Source organism: Corynebacterium sp. USCH3, from assembly GCF_037619475.1.
Taxonomy (GTDB): domain Bacteria; phylum Actinomycetota; class Actinomycetes; order Mycobacteriales; family Mycobacteriaceae; genus Corynebacterium.
Map to the genome: position 1 here is coordinate 157,727 of NZ_JAQPZT010000004.1, position 13,105 is coordinate 170,831.

General features: G+C 66.5%; 13 protein-coding genes. 1 reads left to right on the top strand and 12 read right to left on the bottom strand.

Going from position 1 to position 13,105, the window contains the following annotated elements; genetic code table 11:
* Window positions 1-3 precede the first annotated feature (3 nt).
* From PQI66_RS09770 to PQI66_RS09815, 10 genes are all read right to left on the bottom strand, one after another.
* The gene (locus PQI66_RS09770; RefSeq protein ID WP_339997913.1) at window positions 4-5,211 is read right to left on the bottom strand and encodes a tape measure protein; all 5,208 of its coding nucleotides are present in this window, start codon (window positions 5,209-5,211) and stop codon (window positions 4-6) included.
* A 348-nt stretch (window positions 5,212-5,559) separates the two neighbouring features.
* Entirely contained in the window at window positions 5,560-6,009 is a 450-nt protein-coding gene (locus PQI66_RS09775) for a DUF7426 family protein (RefSeq protein ID WP_339997914.1), read from the bottom strand.
* A 102-nt stretch (window positions 6,010-6,111) separates the two neighbouring features.
* Window positions 6,112-6,693 carry a phage tail tube protein gene (locus PQI66_RS09780; RefSeq protein ID WP_339997915.1) on the bottom strand — a complete coding sequence of 194 codons (582 nt, stop codon included), beginning with the start codon at window positions 6,691-6,693 and terminating at the stop codon, window positions 6,112-6,114.
* Window positions 6,694-6,695: 2 nt separating this feature from the next.
* The gene (locus PQI66_RS09785; RefSeq protein WP_339997916.1) at window positions 6,696-7,133 is read right to left on the bottom strand and encodes a minor capsid protein; all 438 of its coding nucleotides are present in this window, start codon (window positions 7,131-7,133) and stop codon (window positions 6,696-6,698) included.
* Window positions 7,130-7,462, bottom strand: coding sequence for a hypothetical protein (locus PQI66_RS09790; protein ID WP_339997917.1), 333 nt, complete (start codon window positions 7,460-7,462; stop codon window positions 7,130-7,132). Before PQI66_RS09790 ends, PQI66_RS09785 begins: the two co-directional genes overlap by 4 nt.
* On the bottom strand, window positions 7,459-7,701 hold the full coding sequence (locus PQI66_RS09795) for a hypothetical protein (protein WP_339997918.1): 243 nt from the start codon (window positions 7,699-7,701) through the stop codon (window positions 7,459-7,461). The genes PQI66_RS09790 and PQI66_RS09795 overlap by 4 nt, the downstream gene beginning before the upstream one ends.
* Window positions 7,702-7,838: 137 nt before the next feature.
* The gene (locus PQI66_RS09800) at window positions 7,839-8,246 is read right to left on the bottom strand and encodes a hypothetical protein (RefSeq protein ID WP_339997920.1); all 408 of its coding nucleotides are present in this window, start codon (window positions 8,244-8,246) and stop codon (window positions 7,839-7,841) included.
* A gap of 3 nt (window positions 8,247-8,249) precedes the next feature.
* Window positions 8,250-8,528, bottom strand: coding sequence for a hypothetical protein (locus tag PQI66_RS09805; RefSeq protein ID WP_339997921.1), 279 nt, complete (start codon window positions 8,526-8,528; stop codon window positions 8,250-8,252).
* Between the two features lie 65 nt (window positions 8,529-8,593).
* Window positions 8,594-9,493, bottom strand: a complete 900-nt coding sequence (locus PQI66_RS09810) for a phage capsid protein (RefSeq protein ID WP_339997922.1) — start codon at window positions 9,491-9,493, stop codon at window positions 8,594-8,596.
* Window position 9,494: 1 nt separating this feature from the next.
* Window positions 9,495-10,229, bottom strand: coding sequence for a hypothetical protein (locus tag PQI66_RS09815; RefSeq protein WP_339997923.1), 735 nt, complete (start codon window positions 10,227-10,229; stop codon window positions 9,495-9,497).
* A gap of 143 nt (window positions 10,230-10,372) precedes the next feature.
* Between PQI66_RS09815 and PQI66_RS09820 the strand changes: the two genes are divergently transcribed.
* Complete coding sequence (locus PQI66_RS09820; protein WP_339997924.1) at window positions 10,373-10,831, top strand: hypothetical protein; 459 nt, start codon at window positions 10,373-10,375, stop codon at window positions 10,829-10,831.
* Window positions 10,832-10,887: 56 nt separating this feature from the next.
* Here the strand turns inward: PQI66_RS09820 and PQI66_RS09825 are convergent, their stop codons facing one another.
* Together PQI66_RS09825 and PQI66_RS09830 are read right to left on the bottom strand one after the other, a co-directional pair.
* A complete protein-coding gene (locus tag PQI66_RS09825) occupies window positions 10,888-11,184 on the bottom strand; it encodes a hypothetical protein (RefSeq protein WP_339997926.1) in 297 nt (98 codons plus the stop codon).
* Window positions 11,177-13,102: a phage minor capsid protein gene (locus PQI66_RS09830; protein WP_339997927.1), complete on the bottom strand. Its 1,926-nt coding sequence runs from the start codon at window positions 13,100-13,102 to the stop codon at window positions 11,177-11,179. The genes PQI66_RS09825 and PQI66_RS09830 overlap by 8 nt, the downstream gene beginning before the upstream one ends.
* Between the last annotated feature and the right edge of the window lie 3 nt (window positions 13,103-13,105).

Genomic DNA, 13,105 nt, shown 5'->3' on the forward strand with positions numbered 1-13,105 from the left:
CTCCTACAGCATCCGGGATTTCATCGCCTTGTTTATCTGACGACTGGCGGTGTTCAGTTGGCCCTGCAGGTAACCGCGGGTGTCGTTGAGCGTGACCGGGCCGTTGAACACCGCGCCGATCGCGCTGCCGATCTCGCGGCCGCCGGCGTGCTTCGCCGCATCCATGTTCAGGCCCATCCGGTCGAGGCTGGTGGTGTCGCCAGACGAGAACTGCAAGCGACCTTCCAACAGGCCCGGCAGGCCCGAGCCGATCAGGTTCGCCATGCTCAGCACGTCGACGCCGAGACGCTTCCCGGTCTCCGCCCACAAGTCCAGGCTGCGTGGCCGCTTGTTCCGGGACAGGGGGATGTACGCCTCCGGCCCGGCCTCCGCCCACAACGTCGCACTGCCCTCGTTGATCTGCGCGTCACGAGCAGCGCCGAGGATCCCGCCGTCAGCCATCGCGGTGATGCCGAACGCCTGCCCCGCAGACTGCGGAGCCGCCTTCTGCTTCTCCACCGCGACCTTCAACTGCTCATTCGTCTTGCGCAGCTCCACGGTCTCATCACGCATGTCGATGAGCTTGTCGGACAGGTCAGCGACCTTATCGCGGGCATCATCCAGCTCCCACTGGGCCTGCTGCTTGTCCTCCGGCTTCGCCTCCGCCAGCGCCTTCTCTTTCTCGCCGATGTCCTTCTTCGCCTGCGCGAGGTCGCGTTCGGTGGACGCGATGTTGCGGTCGTGGGCCCGCATCTCGCGTTCGTGGCGGCGCTGCTCGGTCTCCAGGTTCTCGCCCTCGAACGTGGTTCCCAACCCGAGCACGTTGCCCCAGGACACGACGTCATCCGGCATCGGTTGCCCGGTCTGCAGGGAGTACGCCGCGGCCGCAGCCTCCAACACAGACCCGTCCTTCAACAGCGGCCCCGCGCCGCCGTTCACGGACTTCGACACGCTCGACCCGACGCCACCAGAGCGACCGCCCGCCGTCGACGAGTACGCGGAGTACGACCCCATCTCGTCGTAGCCGTCCTCAGCCTCACCACCGTCGCCCGGCAGGAACGCAAAATCAGTGAAGCCGCGGCCATCCAACGGCCCCGCCGCGCCGCCGATCGTCAGCCCACCGCCCGTGTTGCCGCCAGACTCGATGAACGTACCGTCCGGCAGAACCATCGCGGTGTGCCCGCCGCCAGGCCCGCCGTTGTACCAGCCGACCACGACATCACCAGGACCGCCGCGGCCCTGCTGGAAACCACGCTCGGCCAGCCACCCGGCCATGTTGCCGGTGCCGGTGCGGGACTCCAACGGATCCCGACCCAGGTAGGAGTTGACGCCCATGGAAACGGCGCCGGAACAATCCGTGCCGCCCGGGCCCCACCCGCCGAACACATACGGCGTGCCGTTGTAGGGCGACAACTCCGACTTCACCCGGTCAGAAGTACGGCCACCATTCGCGTGCGCCTCCAGGTCCGCCAGCATCGCCGCAACGATCTGCGACGGACGACCACCGTTGATCGCCGCCAGCGTCCCATCCCATGCCTCGCTGCTGTCGCCGTTGATGATCCACTCCCCGGCATCCACCCACGACACCGGGATGCCCTGCGGGTTCATCCCCAGAATCCCATCCGTCACCCCAGTACCTGGGCCCGACGTCGGCAGCCGGTAACCCGAATGCCGGTCACCACCCGCCGACCGCGGCAGGCGAGAACCCTGAGCGTTGCGCGGGATACGGCCGCCGTTGGCGCGCTGCCGCGCTTGGCTTATGTCGTTCCCCGCTGCCAGGGCCTGCCCCATGCTCATTCCCGCAGCCTGACGCTGAGCCGATGGGTCACCACCCCACGCAGCAATCACCGTGTGCGCCGACGACGTGCGTAGGTTGTTCAGCAGCATGATCTTCGCACGGACAGCATCCGCATTATCCGTAACGAATACAGACCCGTCATCCAGGGTCGTCGTCTTGATATTCAGGTCCGACAATCGCTGAATATTCTCATCCGACGTGTCCGTGATCTCCACCCGGCCATCCGACAACGTCCGAGCCTCAACATCCACAACCCCAAGGTTGTGTACCACAGCATCCGAATTGTCGCTGACCATCAGGTCCGCAGACAACGACTCGCCATCGATGTCGTCGAGTCGGCCGGTCACGACATCGATGTTGTCGCTGATCGTGATCTCGCCCGTCTTCGGGTCAATCTCGAAGGCTTCGAGATCATGCAGATCAGTCAAGGTCTTCTGGATGTCGTCCTCGATGTGGATGCCGATCCGGTTGCCCTCATCATCAAACTTCTCAACTGCAATACCGAGATCAACGAGTTCCTGCTGAACTTCTGGCGCGGTCGACTTGATATCGATCCGGCCATCTTCGAAGTGCGCGACCTCGCCCTTGACCTGCTGGAGCATCTCGAGGACGCCGGCGCCGGACGGCATCTCGAGCGTCAGGATTCCGTCTTCTTCGCTGAAGTCGTAAGCGATGCCGATCTCGTCCAGCTTGCCCTTGACCTCATCGAATTCTGCCGCGTCCATCTCGACCTTGACCTCGGCCGGGGAATCGCCCATCTCCATCGCGTGATCGGAAAGCAATGATAGGGCGTCTGACGCCTGACCTGCGTCGATTGCGAACTCTTGCAAGGCGTTGTCCCGGGCGAGACCCTGCATCTGCTCGAGGTTGTGGTTGCCGTCGCCGATGCCTTCCTTGAGGTTGTTGACCGCCTCGGTCGCCTCCGACGCATCGTCACGGAGGTCCTTGAGCGCGCCTCCGTACCCTGATCGCTGCGCGCTGCTGACGCCCAACTCGCTCATTGCATCGGTGAACGCTGACCAGTTCTCGCCGTCGTACTCCTGGTTGTCCATCTCTCGGATGGCGGCAGCCATGTCCGTTTCCGAAATTCCCTGGCCTTGGAGGCGTTCACCGTACTCGTTCCAGAAATCGGACCCAGTCACTTCGTTGGCGATGTAGGCGTCGCCGGCTCGCCCGACAGCTGCGCGTGCCCGGTCATCGCCAGTGAGGGCCTGGGTCAATGTGGATTCGCTGATGCCCATCTTCGTGGCGTTTGCCTTGGACCCCTCGTGCCGCTTCTCCAGGCTACTCAGCTGCAGTTCCTCGGTCTGCTTTGTAATCGACCCCGTCGTCGAGTCGAGGGAGTCTCGCAGTTCATCCTGCATCGCCTTGTGCTCTGCTGCAGCGGCGGCCGCCTCCTGGTGCTTTGAGATGAGCCCGAAGATCGCCGTCGTCGCCGCGCCGATGGCGAGGCCCCACGGTCCGCCAAGAGCGCTCAACAGGCCCGAAGCGCCAGACTTCGCGAGGGAGAATCCTGAGGCGACGGTGCCCGATAGTGTCCCGCCGAGCGACTGCATGCCGCCCTGAACGCGCTTCCCGACGCCGACGATGCCGCCCATCTCCCGGCCAGCGTCACGCGACATCATGCCCGCCACACGCATACCATCACCGGCCTTGCGATACGCCTCACCCATCCGGCCAATGGTGGGCACACGCTGTCCGAGAACCTGCATCGCGGTCGACACGGTGCCGATGTTCCGCCCCTGGAGGATCAGTTGCGACTGTGTGGCAGAAACCTCCTTGCCGAACCCCCTCATCGCGCCGCCGCCCTTTGACAGCACGCCGGTCAGCCCCTTGTGCTTCGCCACAGCCATGCCGAGCAGGCCGACGTACGCGCCCATCGGGATGCTGGTGGCGACGTCGCCGATCTTCTGCAGCACCGGCCACACGGCCTCGCCAGTGCTCTTCAACGTCGTCAGCGCGCCCTGCACCTGCGGGATCGCACCCTGGGCGAAATCGGACAGCCCTGCCGCCAGCTTCTCGCCAACCGGGCCCGCGGACTCCGTCAGCTCGTCGATCTTCGACGTGATGCTGCCGATGACCCCAGGCGCCGCCTCGAACGCGGGTTTCAGGAGTTCAGCGCCCAGGCGACCGACCGCGGCCCCAGCGTTGTCCATCGACCCCTTGAAGGTATTGCCCGCGTCCTGCGCGGCCCCGCCGAGGCTGTTCTTCATCGCAGACTCGAAGATCTCGAAGCTGATCTCGCCATCGGACGCCATCTTCGAGACTTCTTCGGTGGTCTTGCCCGTCTCCTCCGCGAGCATCTGCAGCACCGGGATGCCTCCTGCCATGAGCTGCAGCAGATCGTCACCCTGCAACTTCCCCTTTGCAGCCACAGATCCGAAGATGAGGCCCATGTCGTTGAGGTCACGGCCGGCGATCGCTGCGGTGTCCGCGACGGTGGTGAGTACTCCGGTGAGTTCTTCACCAGGCTCGATGCCAGAGGCGACCATCTGGGCGGCGAGGGAAGCGGCGTCGCCGAATCCGTACGCGGTGCCCTTCACCGCATCCATGGCGGACCCCATGATTGCTTCGATGTCCTGCGCTGAGTGGCCGAGTCCCTGCAGTTTCGCGTTGGCCTGGTCGATGCTGTCGAGTCGTTGGAATCCCTTGGTCAGGGCGACGCCCATGCCGCCGATGGCGGCGGTTCCGGCGGTGATCGCACCCCACTTGATGGCCTTGCCGGCGGTCTTGACCGCAACCTCGCCGAGCTTGTCGACGAGCTTGCCCGCGGAGTTGCTGGCCTTGTCGAGTTCCTGCGCGGGCTGGGCGGACACGGACAGGCTCTTGCCGGACTGCCCGGCCTTCTGCAGGTTCGTGTCCAGCTCGCCGGCTTCCCGCGCTGCGGTGGTAACGTCGCCGGTGCCAGTCGGCGTGACGTCCGGGCCCTCCACAGCGTCGAGGTTCTTACCGAGGTCAGACGCGCTGCTGGATGCGTCGTCCAACTGCCCTGCGCCGGTCGGGGTGACGTCGGGGGCCTTCGACCCTGCCTCGTCCAGCTTCTTGCCGAGCCCGTCGGCAGAGTCCGCGGCCTTATCCAGGTCGCCGGTGCCGGTGGGCTTGACGTCGACCTTGGCCTTGTCCGCACCCTTCTCCGCGGCCTCGAGCTCCCGGGCGGCCTTGGACGCTGCGTCGACATCTGCCTTGCCGGTGGGGGCGACGTCAACCTTCTGGCCGTCAGCCTTCTTCTGCGCCTCATTGAGCTCGTCGGTCTTCTTCTTCGCGCCGTCGAGTTCCCCGGTGCCGGACGGCTTGATGTCCAGCTTCACCTTCGACGCGTCGTCGGCCGCCTTCTTCAGGTCGACGAGGTCGGTCTTCGCCGCTGCAATCTTCTGCTTGAACTGCTCGTCTTTGATGTCGAGGGTGGCGAAGAGGTGTCCGAGGTCTGAGGACATGTCAGCTCCTGGTGTGTGTGGTGAGCCCGAGGGCGGTGCGGAGGCGGGAGGGCTGGTCGATGATGTCGTTGATGCGGGTGCGGAGCCATCGCCAGGTGCGTTGGTGGAGGATCCCGGACTCGACGTCGACACCGAATGTGGCGTGGAGGTCGGCTTCTACAGCGGCCCAGTGGTCGAGGATCGTGTCCCACCCGAGCTTCTGGGGCTCTGGGTCTGGTGTGGTGTCGGTGGCGTCGGGGTTGCCGTACCAGTCGCGGATGCCGGTTTCGGGGTCGTAGGGCCCGCCGCCGGGGTCGTCCTCGCCGTAGGCGCCGGCACGGGGGTCGTACTGGCCGTACGGTCCGTCGATCAGGAAGGGGTTTCGGTCCCCGTCTTCTTCGGCATCGACGCCGGCGTAGGCGCTTCCGGTGTCTTCGTCTGGGCTGCCGCTGTCGCTTCCGGGATCAGCGGCTCGCTTTCTTTTCCCAGGCGGTTTTCCCACCAGTACTCGCCGAACTCGGTGCCGACGCCGAAGTGGGCGAGGGCGGTGTTGCCGACGTGGATGATCTCGTGGAGGGAGAGGCCGAGGGCGTTGAGTTCGTCCCACTTCCCGCCATGCATGGTGTCCGACTCTTCGTGGTAGGTGGAGTTGAAGATGGTGGCGATCATGCGCATCTCGTCCTGTGGGGTGGACTCGCCGGAGTACATGTGGCGTTTGATGCGGAGGCCTTGGTCGGCGGTGGGGGAGTCGATGGTGACGTCCTCGCCGGCGATGGGGAGGTGGAGTCGGGGGTCGTGGAATTCGCGCAGGTCGCGCACGGTGTGTCCTTCTCGTGGTAGTGGTGCGGCCCCGCACCTGATGGTTACGGGGCCGTGGTGGCGGTGGGCCCGCTCAGCCCAAGCGCAGGGGTAGCGGGCCGCCTAGTTTCCCTCGGCCCCGCCGTTGCCGGGGGTCTCGTCCTCGTCCTCGTCGATCGGGACGGACGGGCCCTGGGCGGACTCCACCGGGTGAATCTCGGTCGGTTTGCCACGCGACTGCATCGAGAAGGAGAACTCGTCGAGAGCGTCATTCGCGCCGGCGGTCTCCGTGTACTCGACGGAGAACAGCCCCTCGTAACCTTCGTCGACGCCGTCAGTGCGCCAGCAGCGGGCTCGGAGGACGTTGCCGAGGCCCATCTTCCGGCCGACGCGGCGCACGTACGCCTGGCCCGGGTCCTGCTTGAAGTTGCCCTCCGCGGTCTTGCCCTTGCGGCGGCCCTGGCCTTCGAACTTGGCGGCGATGGTGGTGGCGATCTGGGAGCCGTAGCCCTCAGAGTCGATGTCGGAGTCGTCCTGCATGCCGGGGGTGAACGACGGGGCGAACTGGGACAGTCCGCGGACGAACGCCCAGTTGGCGTCCTCGCTGTCGCTGGTGCCGAACGCGAGGTCGACCTGGACGGCCCAGTCGCGTGCGAGGGTGCTCTGCAAGTCGTTGGATGATGGTGCCTTGGCTACGGTTGCCACTGCTAGCCTCCTGGGTTGGTGGTGAAGGTGTAGGAATCCGCCCGCGTGATGCGGCCGTTTTCGTCACGTTCCTCCGGTGCCCGGAGGTGACGTCGTGACAGTAGGATGTGCGTGCCGGTGTCAGGGGTGAGCTGGTAGTTCGACCGGTCGTGCAGCACGGAGAAGATGCGATCTGCGGTGCGGTGACAAACGCCGCCGGGCAGGGAGTTACGGTCGCCGCGGACACGCACCTGCACCCGAATGTCGGGGGACTGGTCGTCGCGGTCGCGGTCGTCCGAGTACACGATCAGGCCGACGCCGGTATCCGCCTTGTCGGGGATGGTGCCGATGTAGATGCCGTGAGTGCCCTTGGGGTACTTGCCGTCAGGCCGGTATTCGGCCACACCCTCGCCGGCGAGATACTGCGCCACGTCGGTCACCAGGCTGGAGTACGAGTTCACAGGCCCCCCTTGAGCTGTTGAGCAATGATGGCGGTGAGCTTCGACCGCTCACTGGTCATCGCGGATTCGAGGTACTTGGCCTGCCCGTCCTTGTGCTGGTAGCCGAGCTCCTCGTGTTGTTTCATGGCGTAGCGGGTGCGGAACCACACCTGCACAGCCTTGCCCTCGCCCGGTTCGACGGCGGCGGATGCCCGTAGGTGCCCGGTCTCCACCGGAGCCCGGCTGACCGCGACGGTGCGGAGGTGTTCGCCGGCGAGACGCACGCCCCGCTGCGCGGCGGTGTTGATCTTGTTGGCGATCTGGTCGCCGTTCCACTGCAGCTCACTCATGGCGTCGCCGCCTTCATGGTGAGCTTCTGGTGGTCTGGGGTGGGGTTGCCCGCACCGTGCAGCAGGCTGATCTGGTCGACCTCCCACCGGCCGTTGAACGGCTCCGGTAGCTCCACCTGGTCGCCTTCGACAACGCGCACCGGATGGCCGTCGTCGTCCTGCACCGGCTTACCCTCCGCATCGGAGATGATCAGTGGCAGTCGCACCGTCGTATCAGTGACCAGCTCCTGGCCTGACACGCCGACCACGGTTCGGGTGACCTGTCGGACATACCCGGACACCGGGATACGGGTACCCGTCGGCTCCCCATACGGGGATTCCCCCGCACCCGAAATGAGGGTGCAGGGGTGCCGGAACCACATATCAGCGAGGTCATCTACCGTTGCCACGGGTGGCCCCCGATCAGCCCAGCGAGCCGGAGAATGTCGTACGACTCCTCGCACAGGGTGGTGGCCACGCGGGTACGCTCCGATGCCTCGGCGGCCCGGTCGTACTCGAACGACGCGCCGTCCATGGAGGTCTTCGACACCCGCGCCTCCGTCTCCGGTGCCGCCGGGTCGATACCGGCCTTGTCCCACGCGGAGACCTGGGCGCACACCGCGTCACGCATGGCTTCCGCCTGGTCATCGTCCGCCGGCAGTCCAGCGGGCGTGACCTCATAGCGGGCCATGCGGGTGGCGACCCCGACCATGGTGGATGCCCTCTTGACCAGTCGCTCCCAATTGTCGGGGGCGTTCTGGCCGGTCCATTTCTCCACCGCGTCGCGGTTCGCGTAGATCAGCACGGCCTACTCGCCGCCACCATCGGCCACGAGCGCCTTGAGCGCGGTGACCTCATCCTCGGTGAACGGGTTGGCAGAGTCGCTGCCGGCTGGACCGCGGGCCGGAGTGCCCGTGTCCTGTCCGTTGACGTGCCAGTTCCCGTTCTCCCCAATGGCGGGGGTGGAGCCGTCCTTACCTGGCTCGCCCTGGGCGGCCTTCGCCGCTACCTCGGATTCCAGCTCGATCATCCGGGCGGCCGGGTACTCGTCCCCAGCCTTCCAGTCGTCACGTGGAGTAAACGCCACGGCGACCTCCTTTCAGTCAGTGATGTGCGGGGTGGACTACCCCAAGCGAAGGGGCAGCGCCCCGCCTAGGCGTTTCCCTCCGCGCCCCCACCAGTGGTCGGGTCGACGATGTCGATGGACGCGGTGGCGATGCCCTCCGGGCGGGTCACGGACGCGCCGTAGACGTGCAGACCGCGGACCGTGTCGGCGAAGTCCGACTGGCTGCGGTACGCCTCCGTGTTGAGGATCTGATCCGCGAACGCGAACGCATCAGACACGCCAGCGATCGCCAGCTCACGGCCGGCGGTGACCGGGGCATTGTTCGACACCAGAACGTCGAAGCCGACAGCGCGGCCGACGATACCGTTGCGCAGACCGGCCTCCGTGCCGGACGCGTCCACGCGGGTGAAGCGCGGATCCATCAGCAGAGCGGAGTAGGTGTCCGCGCCGACGATGACGTACCGGCCCGCGGTCGGGACGGACTGCTTGTCGAGCTTGTTGGCGAGCTGCACCAGCACCTTGAAAGCACTGGACTCGGAACCGGCGCGGGCCGGGTCGTCGTTGACGACCTGCACGGTGCCGAGCTTGTTCGCGGCCAGCGCACCAGCCGCAAGCTGGCCCGCGAGGTACTTGTCCGCGGAATCCCGCAGGGCGATGCCGGCGGAGTTCGTCGCCGGCCCCTGGAAGTCGCCAGCGGCCTGAACCTTGTCCACGTCGTTGACGCTGAATGCGAAGTACTTGCCCTGGTCGATGAGCAGGGTGGTGGTGGACACGTCGACGTCGTCGACCTCGATGCCCTGGCCGCGGACGTAGTCCTTGACGGTTGGCGCGGTGATGGACGAGATGTGGACGGTGTCGCCCACGTTGCTGATCTGGCCCATCCAGGCGTTGGATGCGACAGTCGGCTGTCCGTAGACGAGAGCCTTCTCGTAGGGCTCCTTGATGGCGGCATCCCAGAGTTCGGGGATGAAGGTTGCAACGCTCACGTTAGTTCTCCTGGTTCATGAGGTGGTTGAGCTTGCCTTCACGGGCCGCTTTGTTGATCTCGGCGGCGCTCATGTTGGCGAGGTCTTCACGGCGGATCTGCCGGTTGGACCCGGTGTTGGTGGTGGAGGTGTCGACCCCGGATGCGGCCGCCTGGGCCTTGAGGGCGGGGTGGGCGGTGATCTTCGCGTCGACCAGGGCGGCCACCTGGGCGTTGTAGTCGTCCGCTGTGGTGTCCAGCTCGGCGAATGCCTTGTCGGACTGGAGTAGTGCGGTGAGCAGGGCGACGTCGCTGGTCTTGCCGTCGGCGGCGGTGCGGACAGCGTCGGCCTGGCGGTACTCGTTGAGCTGCTGGGCCATGCTGTCGCGCTCCGCCGTGGCGGCCTGGATCAGCTTGTCGGGATCCTGCGTGTCGTCTTCGACCAGTCCGAGTGCCTTGCCGAGCTGCTGCTTGAGGGCGTCCAACTCGCTCGTCTTGGCGGTCTCGGCGTCCTTGGCGCGGGTGCGGTACTTCGCGGCCTCGGCGTTGGCCTTGGCGAGCTTGTCGCGCACCCAGTCGGGCAGTTCGGTGTCGGTGGTCTGGTCGGTAGTTAGCTCCTGGCCGTTGTCCGCGGTCGGCTCCTGGCCGGACCGTGCCGCAACATCACCGGGCGTGACCTGAGTCTGTTCGCCGGTGTCGGCGGGCTGCTCAGTCACCTCAGAGGTGGCGGCGTCGGACGTTGCTGTCGTGTCGGACACGAGAGTTTCCCCTGTTCATCGTCACTACACCCCACCGGACGGCGGGGACAGGGGGAGTGTCACACACGGCGGGCGGTGTCAGGATTCGGGTTAGTTCCTGGCCGGATTCTGTGAGCCGGCGGGCGCTCACATATGCTTAACTAATGACGTTCAAGAAACTATCCGCGGCAGCCATCGCGACGATGACGACGCTCGCTATGACTGCATGCTCGGGGGACGCCGAGAAAGAAGAGCCGACCACCACCGCCCCCGCTGACCCCCTCGACTCCGCATCGTGGACGGCGTCTGACGACATCCGCGACGCCCTCGAACAGATCGATTCCTGCGACGACTACGCCCAGAATGACGACGGATCGCACCAGTGCTGGGGCGAACGGCACGGCTACACTTTTACGATCGACAGCGAAAACCCCAGCAAGACGGCGTCAGGGTTATTCGCCGACGCGACCGGTACCGCGCACCGCGGAGAGATGGGGGTCGTCTACGGAGATGGCTGGACCATCGCCGTGGTTGGCATCATGGACAGCAATGATGCCGTCGACAATGTCACCGACCAGTTGTCCGGATGGCAGGGTTTCGAGTACCGCGCACGAGGCGCATAGCTCCCAGACAGCAACGAGCCCCCGGCATTCGGTCGGGGGTTCAATCGGGCGCGAGGTCAGGCCGCTGTCTCACGGCCGCCGCCCAACGACTCCAAGTCCACCACCGGATCCATCGCGGCGAAGTCCTCGACCATCTCGAGGATGACGTCTGAAGAGGGTTCGCCCTCGCCGTGGTCTTCAACCATCACGTCGAGGAACTCACGCTTGAGCGACGCTGGCAGGTGCGCTTCCGACTCGACCAAGTCTGAGAGGAGGATGTAGTCCTCCATGTCCTGGGCATTCGCACGGTTGTACACCGCGGGAGGGTTTGCCTCCGCTGCGACGCGATCCATGAAATCATTGATGTCATTCATACGGTGTGACCCTCCCTTCGATGTCTATGTAGTACAGGTTACCATCCGGATCCATCCAGGTCACGCGGTCGCCGCGGATCGGATACGCGGACGTCACCCGGAAGCTCGCGGGGTTCGATCTCTTCGTCGCTCCGGCGACCACCTCCAGGATGATCTCGTCGCCATCGGGAGTCGTCGTGCGTTTGTTGACCACCCACAGGCCAGCCGCTGCGTGGTTCACATGGTCCGGCTCTCTGAGGGCGGCGACTACAGGCCCATCGGGAGCGGAGAGCCACCTCTCGAGTGCGACGGTACCGCCGGCGAGGGGCGGGAAGTAAGTCTTTCCGGCGGGGCGGAGTTGGGATTCTCCATTACGGATCGCGTGGACCGTTTCGGTGCGGCGGGCGGGGTCGTGAGCGCCTCCCACGGCCCTTGGCCCGATTCGACCGCGGATGATGTGGTCGATCGGGATGGTGAGGTCGGCAGCTTCGAGTTCGTTGGCGAGGATTCGCCGTGGGTCGTCTCCACCTCCGGACATGAGGGGCCGTGGGGTAGTGGTCGGCGGCACGGGCGGCGTTCCGCCACCGGAGGATCCGCGGCGGGCGCCTGCAACCGGGGTGGGGTTTGGGGTTGGTGTGCGTCGCCGTCCGGCGGCCGCAGCGCCGCCACTGGGTCCGCGGAGTTGTTCGCGGTGGCGGCGCCGGGGGAGGTCCCACTGTCTGCGGTGGGCGGAGAGTTTCGCTTCGTAGTTGCGGCGTCGGGCCGCGGCCTTCGCCCGGGCTTCCGGGGTGGTCGCTGCGGCCTCCATGCGGGCCGAGCGGCGGATCTCGCGCTCGAAGTAGCGCTGCTGCTGGGTCGCCTTGTAGCCCTCGTGGTCCGGGTCCGGTTGCACGGGGAGGGGGTCGGTGAAGCCGGGCAGGTAGGCGGTGTGGGTGTGCCGGCAGTTGGGGTGGTGCAGTCCGTTGGCTTCGGCCTCGGCGATGGACGCGGTGACGGTGACGGACTGCCCGTCGATCGTCTGCCGGCCGTTGGGGTGCTCCCCGGTGAGCGATAGGACTTTCTGCTCGTACGGGGCGCACTGGGGTGCGGGGTTGGCGTGGGAGGACACGATGACGAGGTCGATGCCCTGGGCCAACAGCTCGGCGGCGTGGGCGTCGCGGAGGGCTTGGTTGGTGCCGGTGCGGATCGCCATCTCGCTGTAGGTGTCGAGGCCCCACTTGCGTCCGGCACTGTCGCGGTAGAAGCCGATGCCCTCCTTCGCGGCCTGGTCCATGGCTTGCTGCATGGCCTGCTCGATGGTGAGCTCCCCGGCGACGGTGCGGTTGACGGCATCGTTGATGATGCGGTCCCACGCTGACTTCGCGCTGCGGGGGACTTGTCGGGCAGCCTTGTCGAGGGCCCGTCCGGTGGCTTCGGCGGCGGCACGGCCGGGGCGCACGGGCGGCGGGGTAGTATTGCCCGGAACCCGGGGTCTGGTGCGGGGCAGGGTCATCGTCCGAGGTCGAGGCGTTACTGGGGCGGTGTCCGGACCCGGGGTGCGCGGGGCAGGCGGTGTTCCCGGCGCCCCCGGTGACAGCCGATGTCGCGCCGCGGCAGGTGCAGCGGAACCGGGCAGCGTCGCCCGGTGACGGGGCGCCGCCGGGCGCACAGTCGTCGCTTCCTGCGCTGCCGCCTCCGCCCCGCGGATCGCGGCCTGCTCCGTCGCACGCTCCACCATCGCCGGCGTGTCAGTCACCAGCCCGGAGGCGGTTGCCGTCACCCGGGGGTTCACGGTCCGCGCCCACTCCTGCTGTGCGGCCAGCCGCACCGGCACGCCAGGTTTCCGGGCAGCGCGCATGGCCGCCGCGGCCATGACACCGATCATCACATCCTCGGCGACACTCCACGCGGCCACGGTCTCATCCTCGAGACCTTCAGTGTCCTGCGGATCGAGGGCCACGGG

What these genes read in the sequence shown, in the direction of transcription:
- PQI66_RS09770 (WP_339997913.1), bottom strand. Translation starts at nt 5,211, where the DNA reads ATGTCCTCAGACCTCGGACACCTCTTCGCCACCCTCGACATCAAAGAC.
- PQI66_RS09790 (WP_339997917.1), bottom strand. Translation starts at nt 7,462, where the DNA reads ATGAGTGAGCTGCAGTGGAACGGCGACCAGATCGCCAACAAGATCAAC.
- PQI66_RS09820 (WP_339997924.1), top strand. Translation starts at nt 10,373, where the DNA reads ATGACGTTCAAGAAACTATCCGCGGCAGCCATCGCGACGATGACGACG.
- PQI66_RS09825 (WP_339997926.1), bottom strand. Translation starts at nt 11,184, where the DNA reads ATGAATGACATCAATGATTTCATGGATCGCGTCGCAGCGGAGGCAAAC.